This is a genomic window from Actinoallomurus soli (assembly GCF_024055715.1).
Taxonomy (GTDB): domain Bacteria; phylum Actinomycetota; class Actinomycetes; order Streptosporangiales; family Streptosporangiaceae; genus Actinoallomurus; species Actinoallomurus soli.
The window spans coordinates 304,692-322,880 of the sequence record NZ_JAMXMV010000008.1 but is presented as its reverse complement, the minus strand read 5'-3'; the positions used below and the strand labels follow the sequence as shown (position 1 = coordinate 322,880).

15 protein-coding genes and 1 pseudogene are annotated in these 18,189 nt (G+C 71.5%); 4 read left to right on the top strand and 12 right to left on the bottom strand.

Annotation, left to right across the window (positions count from 1 at the left end; translation table 11 throughout):
- Nucleotides 1-101: 101 nt before the first annotated feature.
- The 5 genes from NDW01_RS22180 to dxr form a co-directional block, all read right to left on the bottom strand.
- Entirely contained in the window at nt 102-1,655 is a 1,554-nt protein-coding gene (locus NDW01_RS22180) for an alpha/beta hydrolase (protein WP_252823176.1), read from the bottom strand.
- Between the two features lie 194 nt (nt 1,656-1,849).
- Nucleotides 1,850-3,496 carry an alpha/beta hydrolase gene (locus NDW01_RS22175; RefSeq protein WP_252823175.1) on the bottom strand — a complete coding sequence of 549 codons (1,647 nt, stop codon included), beginning with the start codon at nt 3,494-3,496 and terminating at the stop codon, nt 1,850-1,852.
- A 236-nt stretch (nt 3,497-3,732) separates the two neighbouring features.
- Nucleotides 3,733-4,890 carry a flavodoxin-dependent (E)-4-hydroxy-3-methylbut-2-enyl-diphosphate synthase gene (ispG, locus tag NDW01_RS22170; protein ID WP_252823174.1) on the bottom strand — a complete coding sequence of 386 codons (1,158 nt, stop codon included), beginning with the start codon at nt 4,888-4,890 and terminating at the stop codon, nt 3,733-3,735.
- 111 nt (nt 4,891-5,001) lie between these two features.
- Nucleotides 5,002-6,183 carry a M50 family metallopeptidase gene (locus NDW01_RS22165; RefSeq protein ID WP_252823173.1) on the bottom strand — a complete coding sequence of 394 codons (1,182 nt, stop codon included), beginning with the start codon at nt 6,181-6,183 and terminating at the stop codon, nt 5,002-5,004.
- Entirely contained in the window at nt 6,180-7,433 is a 1,254-nt protein-coding gene (dxr, locus tag NDW01_RS22160; protein ID WP_252823172.1) for a 1-deoxy-D-xylulose-5-phosphate reductoisomerase, read from the bottom strand. The genes NDW01_RS22165 and dxr overlap by 4 nt, the downstream gene beginning before the upstream one ends.
- 173 nt (nt 7,434-7,606) lie before the next feature.
- On the opposite strand from dxr, the gene NDW01_RS22155 reads away from it, so the two are divergent.
- The 3 genes from NDW01_RS22155 to NDW01_RS22145 all read left to right on the top strand — a co-directional run bounded on the left by NDW01_RS22155 (nt 7,607) and on the right by NDW01_RS22145 (nt 10,374).
- Nucleotides 7,607-8,725, top strand: a complete 1,119-nt coding sequence (locus NDW01_RS22155) for a trypsin-like serine peptidase (RefSeq protein ID WP_252823171.1) — start codon at nt 7,607-7,609, stop codon at nt 8,723-8,725.
- A 64-nt stretch (nt 8,726-8,789) separates the two neighbouring features.
- A complete protein-coding gene (locus NDW01_RS22150; protein ID WP_252823170.1) occupies nt 8,790-9,845 on the top strand; it encodes a trypsin-like serine peptidase in 1,056 nt (351 codons plus the stop codon).
- 49 nt (nt 9,846-9,894) lie between these two features.
- Nucleotides 9,895-10,374, top strand: coding sequence for a GNAT family N-acetyltransferase (locus tag NDW01_RS22145; RefSeq protein WP_252823169.1), 480 nt, complete (start codon nt 9,895-9,897; stop codon nt 10,372-10,374).
- Between the two features lie 135 nt (nt 10,375-10,509).
- Here the strand turns inward: NDW01_RS22145 and NDW01_RS22140 are convergent.
- The 3 genes and pseudogenes from NDW01_RS22140 to NDW01_RS22130 all read right to left on the bottom strand — a co-directional run.
- Nucleotides 10,510-10,790: pseudogene (locus tag NDW01_RS22140) on the bottom strand (MMPL family transporter); the annotation flags it as partial.
- Nucleotides 10,791-10,915: 125 nt separating this feature from the next.
- Nucleotides 10,916-11,563, bottom strand: coding sequence for a thiaminase II/PqqC family protein (locus NDW01_RS22135; RefSeq protein ID WP_252823168.1), 648 nt, complete (start codon nt 11,561-11,563; stop codon nt 10,916-10,918).
- Nucleotides 11,564-11,650: 87 nt separating this feature from the next.
- Nucleotides 11,651-12,352, bottom strand: coding sequence for an adenylate kinase family protein (locus NDW01_RS22130; protein WP_252823167.1), 702 nt, complete (start codon nt 12,350-12,352; stop codon nt 11,651-11,653).
- 247 nt (nt 12,353-12,599) lie between these two features.
- On the opposite strand from NDW01_RS22130, the gene NDW01_RS22125 reads away from it, so the two are divergent.
- Nucleotides 12,600-12,818, top strand: a complete 219-nt coding sequence (locus NDW01_RS22125) for a hypothetical protein (protein WP_252776411.1) — start codon at nt 12,600-12,602, stop codon at nt 12,816-12,818.
- 206 nt (nt 12,819-13,024) lie between these two features.
- Here the strand turns inward: NDW01_RS22125 and NDW01_RS22120 are convergent, their stop codons facing one another.
- From NDW01_RS22120 to NDW01_RS22105, 4 genes are all read right to left on the bottom strand, one after another.
- On the bottom strand, nt 13,025-14,221 hold the full coding sequence (locus NDW01_RS22120; protein ID WP_252823166.1) for an extracellular solute-binding protein: 1,197 nt from the start codon (nt 14,219-14,221) through the stop codon (nt 13,025-13,027).
- Nucleotides 14,222-14,487: 266 nt separating this feature from the next.
- Entirely contained in the window at nt 14,488-14,784 is a 297-nt protein-coding gene (locus tag NDW01_RS22115; protein ID WP_252823165.1) for a hypothetical protein, read from the bottom strand.
- Between the two features lie 652 nt (nt 14,785-15,436).
- Nucleotides 15,437-16,927, bottom strand: a complete 1,491-nt coding sequence (locus NDW01_RS22110) for a CoA-acylating methylmalonate-semialdehyde dehydrogenase (RefSeq protein WP_252823164.1) — start codon at nt 16,925-16,927, stop codon at nt 15,437-15,439.
- The gene (locus NDW01_RS22105; RefSeq protein WP_252823163.1) at nt 16,924-18,186 is read right to left on the bottom strand and encodes an aspartate aminotransferase family protein; all 1,263 of its coding nucleotides are present in this window, start codon (nt 18,184-18,186) and stop codon (nt 16,924-16,926) included. Before NDW01_RS22105 ends, NDW01_RS22110 begins: the two co-directional genes overlap by 4 nt.
- Between the last annotated feature and the right edge of the window lie 3 nt (nt 18,187-18,189).

Sequence of the window (18,189 nt, the reverse complement as noted above, 5' to 3'; positions counted from 1 at the left end):
GCCGCCGCGAAAACGGGTTCGCGGCACCGCGAAAGCGGATCCCCGCCGTGCGGACGGGTCCCCGGCGGCCGTCACCGCCGGGGACCCGCCGCCGTCATCCGCTAAGGACGGCGGAGGACCGGCGGGAACCGGTCCGCGGTCAGCGGGCGGATCCCGGCCGCGGACGGCGGCACCGGCTCGGGCAGGCGCGCGCAGTGCGACCGGTCCGCCGGCAGGGCGCCGGTCGCGAGGAAGGCGTCGAACTTCTCGTCGACGCAGGCGTTGCCGCGCTGCACGATGCCGTGCGTACGCCCGCCGTCCTCGATCACCAGGCGCGAGCCCGCGAGCCGCCGGCTCATCTCGACCCCGCCGGCGTACGGCGTGGCGGCGTCATTGGTCGCCTGGAAGAGCAGCACGGGCGGCAGGCCCCGCGTACGGCCGACGTCGACCGGCCGTCCGGCCCTGGCCGGCCAGAAGGCGCACGGCGCGTTGTACCAGGCGTTGGCCCACGTCTCGAACCGGACACCTGCGGCGTAGAGCCTCCCGTTGTCCCGGCGCCACCGCGCCCAGTCCCTCGGCCACCGCACGTCGGTGCACTGGACGGCGTTGTAGACCGCGTAGCCGTTGTCGTCGGTGGTGGCGCCGAACCGGTTGTAGGCGTCGACCAGCGCCGCGGTGTCACCGGCCCGGTAGCGGGCGAGCGCGCTCGCGAGGTAGGGCCAGTACGCCCCGAGGTCGATGTAGCCGGCGACGAGGTAGGTGTCGTCGAGCTCGTCGGCGCCCACGATGCCACCCGCCGGATCGGCCGTCAGCTTCTCGCGGGTCGTGTAGAAGGCGGCCCGTACGGCCTGCTCGGTCGTGCCCAGGTGATAGACCGCGTCGTACCTGGCGATCCAGGCGAACAGCGCGTTGATGTTGCCCTCGAACGCCCGGTCCTGGTCGAGGTTGTCGGCGTACCAGACGCCGCTCGGCCGGACGCTGCTGTCCAGGACCATGCGGCGCACGCGTGCCGGGAACAGCGTGGCGTACACCGCGCCGAGGTAGGTGCCGTACGAGGCGCCGTAGTAGTTGATCTGCTTGTCGCCCAGGGCCGCCCGGATGGCGTCCAGATCGCGAGCGGCGTCGACGGTCGTCAGGTGCGACAGCAGCGAGCCGTACTTGCGCCCGCACGCCTGGGCGTAGGCCGCCGACCGGCCGAGCCAGGCGGACTCCAGCGACGGCGTACGCGGCACGTAGTCGGGGCGTACCGGCTTGAAGTAGCCCGGATCGCAGCTGAGCGACGGGCTGCTGCCGCCGACGCCGCGCGGGTCGAACCCGATGACGTCGTAGGCGGCCCGCAGGCCGGCGGGGAGATGGTTCGCGACGCGCAGCGCGAAGTCGCGGCCGGTGCCGCCGGGCCCGCCCGGGTTGACCAGGAGCACGCCCTGGTAGCCGGTCGTGCCGGTGTGCCGGGCGCGGGACAGCGCCAGGGTGATCTGCGAGCCGTTCGGAGCGGCGTGGTCCAGCGGCACGCTGAGGGTGGCGCACTCGAGCCCGTCGAGGCTCTCCTCGGTGCACGACGACCAGGCCGGCCCGGCGGCGGGTCCGGCGGGACGCGCCTGCGCGGTGATCGGCGCGAGGCTCAGGGTGACCACCCCGGCTCCGGCGACGGCCGTCGTGATGGCGAGCTTGTTCACGTAACCCCTTTCACACGGGAAGTCCGGGGCCGGACTCCCCGTCGTGCGTACGCACGATGGTGGTGATTCCGGGCCGCGGCCGGGAGGGGCGTGGCGAAGACCGGCCGGGACCGGCCGGGTTCGAGCGCCGCCGCGAACTGCGAGAGCCCCCGGCCGAGGCGGCCGGGGGCTCTCGGAACTCTACTCAGTGATCACTATTCGCGGGTCGCCGCCGCGTCGGCCTTCGCCGAAGTGGCCGTGGCGGGAGCCGCGCCCGGCACCGGCAGTGCCGGGGCCTGGCAGCGGGCGTCGGCGCCGGGCCTGTTCGGCGGCAGCGCGCCCCAGCCCAGGTAGGCGGAGACGAGGGTGTTGGCGCAGGTGTCGCCGTTCGCGGTCAGGGCCACGCCGTGGTTGATGCCGCCGTTCTCCACCAGCAGGCGGGAGTTCGGGAACCGCTTGTGCATCTCGACCGCGCCGGGGTAGGGCGTGGCCGCGTCGTTCGTGGCCTGGACGAGGAGGATCGGGGGCAGGCCCTTCCTGCCCTGGATCTTCACCGGGGTGCCGCCGGGCACCGGCCAGTAGGCGCACGGCGCGTTGTACCAGGCGTTGCCCCAGGTCAGGAACTTATTGCCCTGCCGGTAGAGCCGCCAGTTGTCGCGATCCCACGTCGCCCAGTTCGTCGGCCACTGCCGGTCGACGCACTGCACGGCCTCGTAGACGGCGTAGTTGTTCTGCGTGAGGAAGTCGTCGGTGGGGAAGCCGCCCCACTGGTCGAGCAGCGGCTGCGGGTCGTGCTTGACGAAGTAGTCCGACAGCGCCTGGGCGTGGTCGACCCAGGTGTAGTCGCGGTACGCGTCGGCCTGGACGGTGTCGTCCAGTTCGTCGGGGCCGAGCTGCCCGTCGATCGGGTCCTTGGCTAGCTCCGCGCGGATCTTGTAGTAGTTCGCCTTGACCGCCGCGTGCGTGGCGCCGAGGTGGTAGACCGCGTCGTACTTGGCGATCCAGGTCAGGAAGGTCTCGAAGCGCTTCTGGAACGCCACGTCCTGGTCGAGGTTGTCGTCGTACCAGACGCCGCTGGGCCGCACGACGCTGTCCAGGACCATCCGGCGCACGTGGGTCGGGAACAGCGACGCGTAGACCGACCCGAGGTAGGTGCCGTAGGACCAGCCGTAGTAGCTGATCTTGTGCTGGCCGAGGGCCGCCCGGATCGCGTCCATGTCGCGCGCCCAGTTGGCGGAGGTCAGGTACTTCAGCGCGGAGCCGTACCGCTTGCCGCAGTCCTGGGCGTACTTCTTCGCCTTGGCCCGCCAGGCCAGCTCCTCGGTCTTGGAGGCCGGCGTGTAGTCGGGCCGGGCCTTGCCGGGCGCCTGGTAGGACGGGTCGCAGATGATGCCCTTGCCGCTGCCGTCGATGGAGCTCGCGCCGACGGCGCGCGGGTCGAAGCCGATCCAGTCGTACGTCGCGCCGACCGACGTCGGCAGGCCGTACGTGCCCTTGGCGAACCGGGTCGGCAGGTCGCGCCCGTGCCCGCCGGGGCCGCCGCGGTTCAGCAGGACGATGCCCTGGTAGTGCTGCGTGTCGGTCGCCTTCGCCCGCGTCAGCGCCAGCGTGATCTGGCGGCCGTGCGGATGGGCGTAGTCGAGCGGGACCTTCAGGGTGCCGCACTCCAGGCCCTGAAGTTTGCTGCCCTCGATCGGGTCGTTGTCCGGGCAGGGCGTCCAGGCGATCCCGGCGGCCACGGCCCCGGCGGACTCCCCTGCCGGGGCGGGCGTCGGCGCGGCCGTACGGCCTGCGGCTCCCGCCGTACCGATGCCACTGAGGGTCAGGCCGACCGCGGCCGTGACCACTACGAGCTTCCTCACGTGTCCCCTCCTCCGCATGGCTCCTCACTGAGCCCCGCAATTCGGTGGATGCCGGGGCATTGTGCGCGGGTCGCACGTGGGGTGATCAAGAGTCAGGGATCAAGGATGCCGAATTGTGACAAATTCCGGAAATGCCGCTTTAGGTGATGAACGAGGTAATCATTGTGAATCAGAAATGATGACGGCCCTTCCGGAGCATTTCCGGAAGGGCCGTAAAGGGACCTGAGTCAGGCGTGTCAGGAGACCGCGACGTCGACGCCGGGACCGTCGCCGGTGACGTCGACGCCCATCTCCTCGGCGATCCGGACGGCCTCCTCGATGAGGGTCTCGACGATCTGCGACTCGGGCACGGTCTTGACGACCTCGCCCTTCACGAAGATCTGGCCCTTGCCGTTCCCGGACGCCACGCCGAGGTCGGCCTCGCGCGCCTCACCCGGGCCGTTCACGACGCAGCCCATGACCGCGACCCGCAGCGGGACCGGGAAGTCCTTCAGCGCCGCGGTGACCTCGTCGGCCAGCGAGTAGACGTCGACCTGGGCACGGCCGCAGGAGGGGCAGGAGACGATCTCCAGGCCGCGCTCGCGGAGGTTCAGCGACTCCAGGATCTGGATGCCGACCTTGACCTCCTCGACCGGAGGCGCCGACAGCGAGACCCGGATGGTGTCGCCGATGCCCTCGGCCAGCAGCGCGCCGAAGGCCACCGCCGACTTGATCGTGCCCTGGAACGCCGGGCCCGCCTCGGTCACGCCGAGGTGCAGCGGGTAGTCGCAGCGGGCCGCGAGCTGGCGGTAGGCGTTGATCATCACGACCGGGTCGTTGTGCTTGACCGAGATCTTGATGTCGCGGAAGTCGTGCTCCTCGAACAGGGAGCACTCCCACAGCGCGGACTCCACCAGCGCCTCGGCGGTCGCCTTGCCGTACTTCTCCAGCAGGCGCTTGTCCAGCGACCCGGCGTTCACGCCGATGCGGATGGGGACGCCCGCGTCCTTGGCGGCCCGGGCGATCTCACCGACCTTGTCGTCGAACTTCTTGATGTTGCCCGGGTTCACCCGCACCGCCGCGCAGCCCGCGTCGATCGCCGCGAAGACGTACTTGGGCTGGAAGTGGATGTCGGCGATGACCGGGATCTGAGACTTGCGGGCGATCGCGGGCAGCGCGTCGGCGTCGTCCTGGGACGGCACCGCGACGCGGACGATCTGACAGCCGGCCGCGGTCAGCTCGGCGATCTGCTGCAGCGTCGCGTTGACGTCGGCGGTCAGGGTGGTCGTCATCGACTGGACCGACACCGGCGCGTCGCCGCCGACCGGCACGTTGCCGACCATGATCTGCCGCGACTTGCGTCGCGGAGCGAGCGGCCTCGGTTTGGCCTGCGGAATTCCAAGATCGACGGTCATCGGACACGCGGCGTGGAGCTCACGCTCCGTGCGCCGCGCCCTCCTTCCAGTGGGTGCTCGGCAGTGGTTCCAAGACTAGGCAACCGGCGGGGATGCTGCACACGCGAGGGCTTACTGGGGGAGTTTGAGAGGATTTATCAGGTCGGCGAGGATGAGCAGGACCCCCAGTCCGACCAGAAGGACGACGAAGGCGTACGTCACGGGCATCAGCTTGGTGAGGTCGACCGGGCCCGGATCGGGGCGGCCCCGCACGCGGAAGACCCACGCCTTGATCCGTTCGTAGCAGACCACCGCCAGGTGACCTCCGTCCAGCGGCAGCAGCGGAACCAGGTTCATCAGGCCGACGAAGAGGTTGAGCGACGAGACGAGCAGCAGGAACATGCCCAGCTTGGTGCGCCAGGTCTCGCCGGAGGCGAACACCTGCCCCGAGGCCTCGGCGCCGCCCACGACGCTGCCGGCCTGGCCGCCGGGCGTGTTCGCGCGCTCGCGGGAGAACAGCTTGGGGATCGCCTTCGGGATGTCGACGACGATCCCGCCGATCGCCGCCGTCATCTGGCCCGTGAACCGGCCCGCGAACCGCACCGACGCGACCGGGCCCAGCGTACGGACGCGCGCCACCGGCTCGATCCCGAGGTAGCCGTGACCGTCCAGCCGCCCGATCCGGACCGTCACCGTACGCCGGGCCCCATGGCGTTCGACGACCACCGGCACGCTCGTGCCCGGCGCGGTCCGCTGGATCAGGCCGGACAGGCCGTTCCAGTCGCGGACCGGCGTTCCGGCGAAGGACAGGACGCGGTCGCGCGGCCGCAGGCCCGCCACCGCGGCGGGCGACACCGAGTCGCGGTCCGTGCAGGCCGAGCCGCTCACCGGCACGCACGGCGAGACCCGGCGTACGGCGGTGGTGGCGTTCGCCCCGTCCGGGACGCCCACCGCCGCCGCGAGGACGACCATCAGCGCGAACGCCAGGAGGAGGTTGACCACGACGCCGGCCACGATCACGATCGCCCGCTGGAGCGCCGGCCGGCGGTGGAAGGCCCGCGCCTCGTCGGCGGGGTCGATCTCCTCCAGCGGGGTGTACCCGACGATCTTCACGAAGCCGCCCAGCGGGATGGCCTTGATGCCGTACTCGGTCTCGCCCCGGCGGCGCGACCACAGCGTCGACCCGAACCCCACGAAGAACTGCGTCGCCTTCATGCCGAAGCGCTTGGCCGTGAGGAAGTGCCCCGCCTCGTGCAGCACCACCGACAGGAGCAGCGCGAGGACGAAGGCCAGCGCTCCGAGCAGATAGGTCAACCAGACGTCAGCTCCCGTGCTCGGGTCCGCGCCCACCGATCGGCGGCGAGCACATCCTCCACGGTGAGCCCGCCGTCCGAATCCTCCCTGATCAGAGGGCCCGGAGCGGTCATGTGCTCGGACACTACCCGCGCGACCGTGTCGACAATCGCCGGGAACGCCAGCCTTCCGGCGAGAAAGGCGGCGACGCACTCCTCGTTCGCGCCGTTGTAGACGGCCGGGGCCGTGCCTCCGGCCGAGCCGACCTCCCGCGCCAGGCGCACGGCGGGGAACGCCTCGTCGTCGAGCGGGAAGAACTCCCACGTCTGCGCCCGCGTCCAGTCGATGGCGGGCGCCACGTCGGGCAGCCGGTCGGGCCACGCCAGGCCGAGGGCGATCGCCAGGCGCATGTCCGGCGGGCTCGCCTTGGCGAGCGTCGCCCCGTCGACGAACTCCACCATCGAGTGCACGATCGACTGCGGGTGCACCACCACCTCGATCCGGTCGAACGGCACGTCGAACAGCAGATGGGCCTCGATGACCTCCAGGCCCTTGTTGACCAGCGTCGCGGAGTTGACCGTGATCAGCGGCCCCATGTCCCAGGTCGGGTGGGCGAGCGCCTGCTCCGGTGTCACGTCGGCCAGCTCGGCGCGCGTCCGTCCCCGGAACGGCCCGCCGCTGGCGGTGACCACCAGGCGGCGCAGCTCGCCGCGCGTGCCGCCGCGCAGGCACTGGGCCAGCGCGGAGTGCTCGGAGTCGACCGGCACGATCTGGCCCGGCTTGGCCCGGCGCTTGACGAGCGGGCCGCCGATGATCAGCGACTCCTTGTTGGCCAGCGCGAGGGTCCGTCCGGCGTCGATCGCCGCGAGGGTCGGCCGGAGGCCGGCCGCGCCATCCACGCCGTTGAGCACGACGTCGCACGGCCAGGCGGCGACCTCGGCGATCGTGCCCGGCCCGGCGAGGAGCCTGGGCAGGCGGTACTCCCCCGCGGAGTAGCCCCGTTTCTGCGCCTCGGCGTAGAGCGCCAGCTGCAGGTCCTCGGCCACCGAGCCCCGGGCGACGGCGACCACATCCGGCCGCAGGTCGAGGACCTGGCGGGCGAGCAGGTCGACCCGGCCTCCGCCGGCGGCCAGCCCGGCCACGCGGAAGCGGTCGGGGTTACGGCGGATCACGTCGATGGCCTGGGTGCCGATCGATCCGGTGGAGCCGAGGATCACGACGTCTCGGCGGGCGGCTGTGGACGGGCTGTCGTCGGGCGTCACGCCCCCCATTGTCCCCCGTTCCCCGCGTCCGGTCGGCGACCCCCACCCGCAAACCGGGACGGGCCCTGGAATGTGGTGATTTCTATGCGTAGTCAACTGAACACGCTTCGCGCTAGGGTTCGGCGACCGTCTCACGATCGCGGCCGCGTCCCCCATGACGGCCGCAGAAGGGCACCAGGGTCATGACGAAGTCCCCCCGCCTCGCGGCCGTGTCCGTGCTGACCGGCGCGCTCCTGTCCCTTTCCCCGTCCGCCTCCCGGGCGGGCACCGCGCGCCCCGCCGATGGACCGCCCGGCCCGGGCGTGTCCGGCGGCGCCGCGTCGGACGCCGTTCCCGGCCTCGGGCTCCGCGAGCGGTCTCCCGGCCGCACCGACGAGCCCGACGGCCGCATCGGCCGCACCGACCGGCCCGGCGACCGTCCGCGCCTGTCCCCCCTCCCAGGCCGGGACGCAGCCGGACCGGCCGTCCACCCGATGGCGGACTCCCGTACGGACCGGGAGCGGCTCCTGCGGTGGTGGACACCCACCCGCATGCGCCGGGCCCGTCCGCTGGACACCCTCGTCGCCCTGGCCGCCGTGCGCGGGCTGGTCCCCGGCGGGCGCCCCGCCGAGACGGCCGCGTCGGCACCGTCCACCGGAGCGACCTGGACCTCCGGCGGCAGGGTCGCCCAGACCATCGGACGGGTCTTCTTCCTGTACGCCGGACGCCCGGCGTCCTGCTCCGGAGACGCGGTGACCAGCGGCAACCAGAGCACGGTGATCACCGCGGGGCACTGCGTCCGGCTCGACGGCGCCTGGCACACCGACTGGATGTTCGTCCCCGGCTACCACGACGGTCAGGCGCCGTACGGGAAGTGGACGGCGGCGCGGACCCTCACCACCCCGCAGTGGGAGGCCCACGAGGACCTCGACTACGACGTGGGCGCCGCGACGGTCGATCCTCAGGAGGGCCGGACGCTGACGAGCGTCGTCGGCGGGCAGGGCATCGCGTTCAACCAGCCGCGGCGCCGCCGGATGTACGCCTTCGGCTATCCCGCCCAGGCCCCGTACGACGGGTCCAGGCTGGTCTACTGCAGCGGCCGGGCCAAGGACGACACCAAGAGCCATGATGTGGGGCTGACCTGCGATATGACGGCCGGGTCCAGCGGCGGGCCCTGGTTCCTCGGCTTCGACGCCCGGACCGGCGCCGGCACCCAGAACTCGGTCAACTCCTTCAAGTACGACGCGGACCCGAACGTGATGTTCGGGCCGTACTTCGGCGCCGCCGTCAAGGCCCTCTATGACAAAGCACAGAACACCTGATCGAGGGCGGGGCTTTACTCCAAGTCATCATGCGGCCACCAGGGGTCATGCAGACTTTCGACCCATGTCCAAGGCCGCGCGCATCACCTACGCCGTGTCCACCGCCGGCGCCCTCCTCGGCACGCTCGGCACCGGAGCCTCCCAGTCCGGGCCGGGCGTGACGGGCGTGTCCGACCACGTGATCGCCATGAGCCGGTCGGCGATCCTGCGGTACTGGACCGTCCAGCGCATGACCCGTGCGCTCACCCCTCCCGACCGGGTGCTGCGGCGGCCGCCCCAGGCTCCGCTCGCGGTGACCGGTGCCCTGCCCCTGGAGGCGCCGGTCGCGGCGACCGGCGCCCTTTCCCCGGCGACTCCCCTCGCGGTGACCGGCACCCCGCCCCCGAAAAGTCCACTCGCGGTGGCCGGCGCCCTCTCCCCGGACCGGCGCTCCGCCCAGGGGCCGGGCACGCCCTGGGCGTCACCCGGCGCGGTCCGCGCCACCACCGGCAAGGTGTTCTTCACCATCGACGGCGCCGATTACGTGTGCTCGGCGGGCACGGTCGACGGCGCCAACCACGACCTCGTCGTCACCGCCGGCCACTGCGTGCAGAACGCCGCCGGCGTCTGGGCCCGTAACTGGATCTACGTGCCCGGATACGACCAGGGACGCCGCCCGTACGGCGCGTTCACCGCCCGGCGCATGTTCGCGCCCAAGGCATGGTCGGGCCGGCACGACGAGAACCACGACGTCGCGATGGTCGCGCTGGCCACCGCCGACGGGCGCCACGTCACCGACGTGGTCGGCGCCCAGAACATCGCGTTCGACCAGCCGCGGGGCACCGTCGCCTACGGTTTCGGGTACCCCACGGGCGGACGCTACGACGGCGAGCGGCTGGCCTACTGCAGCGGGCGGACCCATCCGGACGCGCACCGCCTCACCCAGGATCAGGGGTTGCGCTGCGACATGTCCGAGGGCGCCAGCGGGGGGCCGTGGCTCACCCGGTTCGACGCCAGGACGGGTGTCGGCGTGGTCACCTCGGTCAACAGCTTCAAGTACTCCGATGACCCGGCGACGATGTACGGCCCCTACTTCGGGGCCGCGGTCCACCGGATCTACGAGGAGGCCCAGCGGGCGTGAACGCGAAACCACCGCCGCCAGAGCGCCGGATTCCCTACTCTGACGCGGCATGATCAACAGCCCCCGCGTGGAACTGGTCGAGGCGTCCTTCGACGACCCGATCGTGACCGGCCTGCACGTCGAGCAGGCCGCCGAGCTGGCCGCCCGATTCGGAGCGGCCACCGACCGCCCCTCACCGGCCGCGCCGGGAACGACCTTCCTCGTCGCCCGCGAACGCGCCACGTCGATCGGCTGTGTCGGGTTGCGCTGGGTCGGCGCCGGGGGCGGCTCCGCCGATCAGATCGCCGAGGTCGGCCACGTCTACGTACGGCCGGAGTACCGCGGCTTCGGGGTGACCCGGCTGCTGCTGCGAGCGGCCGAGGACCTCGCCCGGCGGCGCGGCTGCCGGACCGCGCGCCTCAAGGCCACCGACCTGCGCGACGCCGGCCTGTACGAGTACAGCGGCTACGTTCGCATCGCGCCGTTCGGCCCGCACCCCCTGCGCAGCGTCTGCTTCGAGAAGAGGCTGCGCGCCGACACCGGCCGCTGACCCGCCCCCGGCCCGCCCCGGGCCGACGGCGAGCGCGGCCGGAGGCGGGCTCGGCAGGGAGACAGGCTGGGCCCAGCGGGCTCGACGAGGGCGGGCGCGGCGAGGGCGACGGCCGGCGGGCCCGCGGTGGTCGGCTCAGGCGGACTCGCGGAGGGCGACCCGCGCGTGCAGGCGCCGGAGCGGGCTGGGCAGCCACCAGTTGGCCGGCCGAGGAGCCGCATCGTCGCGGGCACGAGCAGCGCCCGTACGAGGGTGGCGTCGGCCACCACGGCGACGAGCAGGCCCACACCGATCAGCGTGATGGAGATGCCCGAGGTCATGAAGGCGGCGATCACGACGGCCAGCAGGAGGGCGGCGTTGGTGATGATGCGGCCGGTGCTCTGCAGCCCCGCGGCCACCGCGCCGGTGTTGTCCCCCATCCGCTGCCACAGCGATCCGGTGCTCCAGAAACTCGCGACGCCCCGGACCTGGTCGCGGGGCAGCCGCGCGAGGGTTCCGGTCACGGCGTCGCGGAAGGCCGGATCGTCGACGGTGCGTGACGTCACAGCCCTTCGGCGAGCGCGGTCCAGAACGCCGACTCGTAGGCGTGCAGCAGGCGGGCCGCCCGCAACGCCTCCCGCGGATCCTCACCCGCCGCGAGGCCCTGCTCGATGACGGCGGTGGCCTGCTCGGCGAAGCCCGGCGGCGGAACGGCGAAGTACCGGAAGAAGGCCACGTCCTCCTCGGCGAGGCCGTAACGCGCCGTGAGCGCGTTCGCCGCGCGCCCGCAGTACGCGCCCCACTCCTGGAGGTTGGCCAGCATCGCGAGGGCGAGGCCGCTGCGCGTGCCGGACAGCGCGCTCCACGCGAGGTACGCCGGGTAGGCCTGGGCGAGGGGGCGCGGCTCGTACGCCCGCAGGTCCTCCTCCGTCCAGCCGAGCGCGGCGGCGAACCCCGTCAGCAGGCCGAGCGCGGTGCCCTCGCCGCCCGCGAGCGCCAGGAACAGGTCGCCCGCCGGCGGCTCCGGGAACCGCGCGGCGAAGAGGGCGAAGCTGCGGCGGTCGCTGCGCACGATGTGCCACTGCTCCCCCGCCAGCCAGCTCAGCCGCTCGCGCGGCACCGCCGACGCCTCCAGGAGGCCGAGGAAGCGGTTGCCTCCGGGTGGGTTGTCGTCGCGGGCGCGGCGGACGAGGTCCTCGGCGTCGGTCATGCTCCCAGGCCAGCACTCGGCCGCACGCGCGTCAATCCGAACCGGCCGACTCCCTCAGGTCGATCGGAGGCGGCGATCTCCGTGAGGTCAATCGGAACCGGTCGTCTCGCTGATCCGGTCCTGACCGTCCTCGGCGGACCGGGCGGGGTGCCGCCCGTTGAGACCGAGCCGCTCGCGGATCTCCCGCTGCACGGTCTCCGGGTCGCGGCGGGCGTCGACGACGAAGATGTACTCCTTGCGCCGGAACAGGTCCAGGACGGGGTCGGTCTTCTCGTGGTAGTCGCGCAAACGGGCCGCGAGCGCCTCGGGAGTGTCGTCTTCGCGGGTGACCAGTTCGCCGTTGCAGACGTCGCACCGACCAGCGCGTTTCGGACGGTCCTCGATGAGGTTGTAGTCCATGCCGCATACAGAGCAGAGCCGCCTCGACAGAACCCGGCGGCGGACCTCCGAGTCCGGCAGGTCGAGGTAGATCACGCCGTCGATGTCGTAGCTTTCCAGGAAGAACTCCGCCTGGCGACGGCTGCGTGGGAACCCGTCGATGATGAAGCCGTAGTTCCAGTCGTGCTGCTCGAGGCGGTCGCGCACGATCCGCTCGACGAGGTCGTCGCCGACCAGTTGCCCGGCCGCCATGACCCGGCGCACCTGAGCCCCGATCTTCGTGTGCTGCTTGACGTGCCATCGGAAGATGTCGCCGACGCTTATCTGCACCAGGTCGAAGTCACGAGCCAGCATGCCGGCCTGAGTGCTCTTGCCGCTTCCCGGCACGCCCATGATCACATACTTCCGCACCGTCAGCAGAATCGCACAGCTCACGCTCCGCTGTCAGCCCGGATGAGGATGGACACGCCGATCGGAGTTCCGGCCGACATCCATGACAGTTGAGTGCTGACCAAAACCCAGCGCTAATCCCGGTGAATCGTATGCGCCCGGCAATTCGCCGAGGCTTTGCGACGCCTTGTGGTTTCTCACACTTACGCCTCACCAGCACCCCGATAGAAATGGAGGCCGAACGGAGCCGAGGAGTTGGGGGGACGTCATGGCCCGTTCCACACCGACATTCGATCCGAAGGGTCTCACCATCGAGCAGTGCTGGGGCGAGGCATGCGTGATCTGCCACAAGAAGTGGCCTCGACCGCGCGTCCACGTCGGCCGGCTGCCGGACGACTCTCGCGTGTTCGCCTGCGACGACTGCGCCCCGGCGCTGCGGATCCCGGTCCAGCAGACCCGGGGCCGGCGCGCGAAGATCAGGGCCTAACCGGAAAAGGAGCGTCCCGGGTCCGGGGGGAGCCCGGGACGCCCGATGAGAGACGCGCGCTCGGCGGGGGCGGCCGAGCGCGCGTCTCCTCGTCTCAGGGCGCGCCCGTCTCCGGGACCGCGTCTCCCTGTCTCGGGGAGCCCATGTTCTCGCCGCGGGTGCGCGCGTCTCCTCGTCTCAGGGGAGACCCCGGCGCGGCCCCGGGCTCACCGACGGGCGGCCTGCCAGGCGCGGGTCCAGGCGGCGTAATCCGCGCAGTTCTCGCCACCGCCGCCGCAGTCCTCCGTCGGCGTACGGGAAAAGACGATCTTGTCGAGGTACGCCCGGTCGCCGACGTGGTACGCGCTGCAGAACTGCGGGCGCAACCGGTCGTGGCCGCACGCCTCGGGATTGGCCGGCGCGACGCCGTCCCACTCGGCCACCTGCTGCTGCACCTCGGGAGAGCTCACCCAGTTCAACCACTGGTACATGCAGTTCGGGTGGTCCGCCCGGGCGCCGATCATCCACGCGTCCATCCAGCCGGTGACGCCCTCGCGCGGCGTCACTCCGGCGACCGGGCGACCGCTCCGGCTGAGCACGTCGACCTGGTACGGCCAGGCCTGGGCCAGCGCGGCCTGCCCGTCGGCGAACGGGGCGATGGCGTCGGACGGATTGAGCCAGTAGGTGCTGACGTACGGGTGCTGTCTGCTGATCACGGACGCGGCCGCGGCGAGCTGCTTGGGAGTCAGCGCGTACGGGTCCTTGATGTGCAGCTTCGGCTGGTGGGCCTTGAGGTAGAGGGCGACGTCGCCGAGCGTCAGCGGGCTGTCGCGCACCACGAGGCGGCCGGAGTACTTCTTGGCCTCCGCGGGGTCGAACAGCGCGCCCCAGCTGTCCGGGGCCGGGTGCACGGCGCGCTGGTCGTACATGAGGAGGTTCGCTCCCCAGGTGAACGGCACGCCGTACGGCTTGCCGCCCTTGGTCAGCTGCGCGCGGAGGGCGGGTTCGAGGTCCTTGTACCCGTCGATGAGGTCGGGGTTGACCGGAACGACCTGGCGATCCGCCACGAGCTGCCCGGCGATCTCCGGCGGCGCCACGACGCCGTCGTAGTGGAGGTTCGGCTTGGACATCAGCTGCAGCATCTCCTGCGGATCGGCCGCGTACTTGATGTCCACCCGGCACCGGGTCTTCTTCTGGAACGGCGTGATCCAGTCGACGCGCGGGTCGTTGGAGCCGTCCTCGGCGTAGCCGCTCCAGGTCAGGAGGGCGACCGAGCCCTCACCCGGTCCCACCGTGTCGGCCGCCCGGACGACCTCTTGTTTCACCGGGTGACCGCCGCCTCCACCGCTGCAGCCGGCCAGGCCGAGCACGGCGGCCAGCACGGTGGCCCACACGGCTGCCGTGCGCCGTCGTGAACGCCTCATGCCGCTCCTGTCCTCATCGCGAACGTCTGCGGCGAGCGTAACGACTCGGGTGCGCCGGTGCCGACCGGACCCACGAGGTAGGAGGTGGAGGTCCGGGCAACCGTGCCGGGGGCTACACGGTTGCCCGGACTCCCTGCGGCCTCAGGAGAGCGCCCCTCTGCAAGTCACGCCTGTCACGGAGGTGTTGGAGGGGGAGGCGGCGTGACCGGCAAATGCTCGCCTGAGACCGCGGCTTCGGTGCGGCCGCGTCGATCGCGGGTGGCGGGTCATCGGAACGGGCCGCCGGGCCTGGAGGCCGCGGGAAGCCTGCTCCGCGCCGCGCCCGGGGACGGGCCGCCGCTCTGGTAGGGGACTCGTGGGCGCGCTTTGAGCGCCTCTATGGACTCCACCAACTCCTTCACGGTCGGAGCCTCGATGAACACACCCGGCTCCCGGTCGTGCGGGGGCAGCGCCCACCAGTGGCCGGTGGCCTCGCCGAACCAGATCGTCCACTCCGGGTAGCGCGCCGCCAACACGGCGAGCAGCGAGAACGGCGTCTGGTCGGGCGAGTCGTCGGCAGACATGGGGTGCTCCCTGGCAACCGGGGAACTTCTGAAGTTTGCGCCAACAGCTATCGACAAGACCGAGTGTGTCGTATGCCACAGAGCAGGTCAAGGGGCCCAGCTAGTATTTGTAGTTTTGCCTGTCAAACAGCCGGGTTAGTGCGAACCAATACCCCACCGTCGGCGCCGTGACCTTTCACGATCGTCCGGCACACGGGAACCCCGCTTTGATGATCTTGCGTAACCCCCGTACACGAACCCCTCGCCCATGGTGACCCACCCCGCCGCCGGAGGCCACCCTCCGCCACCCCGCTTAGACCTCCAGGTGACAGGACGCCGTTTTAAAGCCGACCGGAACTCCCCTGGCACGTGAAATGAATTCACGATGCACTCGTCCGAATTTCCCACCCAGTACGGCAAAGGTCATGCGCCGCTTTTTCGCCCAATAACGTCATGCGGGGACGAGCCGCCCCGGACGGCACCGCCGGAGAGCGCCGCCGGACGGCAGCCGGTGCACGACGGGTGGCCGGTGCACGACGGGTCGCCCCTGCACGGCGGGTGGCCGGCGCACGGCGGGTGGCCGGTGCACGGCGGGTGGCCGGTGCACGGCGGCCGGTGGACCGGCACGCGTGACCGCACCCGCCTCGGCGGGTGCGGTCACGTCCCCGGACGGTCACCCGTTGGTGGGGAAGCCCAGGTTCACTCCGCCGTGCGAGGGATCGAGCCACCGGGAGGTGACGACCTTCCCACGGGTGTAGAAGTGCACGCCTTCCGTGCCGTGCATGTGCGTGTCGCCGAACAGCGAGGCCTTCCACCCGCCGAACGAGTAGTAGGCCATCGGCACCGGGATCGGGACGTTCACGCCGACCATCCCGACCTCGACCTCGTTGCAGAACCGCCGGGCCGCGCCCCCGTCGTTGGTGAAGACGGCGGTGCCGTTGCCGTACGGGTTGGCGGCGATCAGCTCCATGCCGGTCTCGTACGACGCCGTCCGTACGATCGACAGGACGGGACCGAAGATCTCATCGCGGTAGCAGTCCATCTCGGGCGTCACGTGGTCCAGGACCGTCGGGCCCAGCCAGAATCCGGACCCGTCCGGCAGCTCGTGCTCGCGCCCGTCGACGGCCAGCGTGGCGCCCTGCGCGACCCCGCTGTCGAGGTAGGACGTGACCTTGTCCCGGTGCGGCCCGGTGACCAGCGGGCCCATCTCCGAGCGGTCGTCGTCGCCGGGGCCGACGGTCAGCTTCGCCACCCGCTCCTTGATCTTGGCGACGAGCTCGTCGCCCACCGGGTCGACCGCGACGACCGCCGAGATCGCCATGCACCGCTCCCCCGCCGAGCCGAACCCGGCGGAGACGGCCGCGTCGGCGGCCAGGTCCAGGTCGGCGTCGGGCAGCACGAGCATGTGGTTCTTCGCGCCGCCGAGGGCCTGCACCCGCTTGCCGTGCGCGGTGCCCGTCTCGTAGACGTACCGCGCGATCGGGGTCGAGCCGACGAAGCTCACCGCACTCACGTCGGGGTGGGTGAGCAGCGCGTCCACCGCCGTCTTGTCCCCGTGCACGACGTTGAAGACGCCGTCGGGCAGTCCCGCCTCCCGCCACAGTTCGGCGAGGAGCAGCGAGGCCGACGGGTCCTTCTCCGAGGGCTTGAGCACGAAGGTGTTCCCACAGGCGATGGCGATCGGGAACATCCACATCGGCACCATCGCCGGGAAGTTGAACGGCGTGATGCCGGCGACGACGCCCAGCGGCTGGCGGATGGAGTAGGAGTCCACACGCGTGGAGACGTTCTCGGAGTAGCCGCCCTTCAGCAGGTGGGGGATGCCGCAGGCGAACTCCACCACCTCCAGGCCGCGGGCGACCTCACCCGCCGCGTCGGCCCGTACCTTGCCGTGTTCGGAGGTGATCAGCGCGGCGAGGTCGTCGCGGTGCCGGGCGACCAGCTCGCGGAAGGCGAACAGGACGCCCGCGCGCTTGGTGAGCGACGCGTCCCGCCAGGCGGGGAACGCCTCGCGCGCGGCCGCGACGGCCGCGTCCACGTCCTCGGCCGAGGCGAGGTCCACCCGGCCGCTCACCTGCCCGGTCGCCGGGTCGTAGACGTCGCCGTGCCGCTCCGCCGTCCCGGTCCAGCGCTTGCCGCCGATCCAGTGCGTGATCTGCTTCACGCGATCGCCTCCAGCGCGTCGACGAGGATGCCGAGGCCTTCCCTGCCCTCGTCCTCGGTGAGGGTGAGCGGCGGCGCCATGCGGAGCGTGTTGCCGTACAGCCCGCCCTTGCCGATGAGCAGGCCGCGGGCCTTCGTCTCCTCCAGCATCCGCGCGGCGAGCTCCGGCTCGGTCAGCTCGATCGCGAACATCAGCCCCTTGCCGCGCACCTCGGTGACGTACGGCATGCGGGCGGCCGCCTCGCGCAGGCCGTCGATGATCTGGCCGCCGACCTTCGCCGCGTTGGCCTGCAGGTCGTGGTCGAGGATGTAGTCGAGCGTCGCGTTGGCGGCGGCGGTGGAGATCGGGTTGCCGCCGAACGTCGACAGGCCGGTCGCGTGGAGCGAGTCCATCAGCTCGCGGCGCGCGACGAGGCCGCCGATGGCGAAGCCGTTTCCGAGCCCCTTGGCGAAGGTCATCATGTCCGGCGTCACGCCGTGGTTCTGGATGCCCCAGAAGTTCTGGCCGGTCCGGCCCCAGCCGGTCTGCACCTCGTCGGCGATGAACAGGATGCCCTGCTCGGAGAGGACCTCCTGGTACGCCGCGTAGAGCCCGTCCGGCGGGCAGGTGTAGCCGCCGACGCCCTGGATCGGCTCGGCGATCACGGCCGCCACGTCGCCCGCCGTGACCGTGGCGAGGGTGTGCCGCAGGTCCTCCACGCAGACCTTGATGTAGTCCTCGTCCGACAGGCCGCGGAACTGCGGGAGGTGCCGGTCCCCGCCGTGCAGGAAGTACACGCTGAGCGGGGAGAGCGCGTTGTTCTTCCACGTCCGGTTGCTGGTGACCGAGATCGCCCCGAAGGACCGGCCATGGTAGCCCTGCCGCATCGCGAGGATCTGGTTGCTCTTGCGGACGTACGTCGCGAGCAGCAGCGCGGTCTCGTTCGCCTCGGTGCCGGAGTTGGTGAAGAACACCTTGGCGTCGTCGATGCCGGAGAGCCGGGCGATCTTCTCCGCGAGCTCCACCTGGCCGCGCATCAGGTAGAGCGTCGAGGTGTGCACCACTCCGGTGCGGAGTTGCCGCTCGACGGCCTCACGTACCTCGGCGAGGTCGTAGCCGAGCGTGTTGGTCACGATGCCGGCGAAGAAGTCCAGGTAGGAGTGGCCGTCCGCGTCGGTGACGCGGCTGCCCTTCCCGCTGACGATCTCGATCGGCTCGTCGTAGTAGAGGGCCATCCAGTTCGGCATGACCGCGCGATGGCGTGCAAGCAAGTCCGACATGAC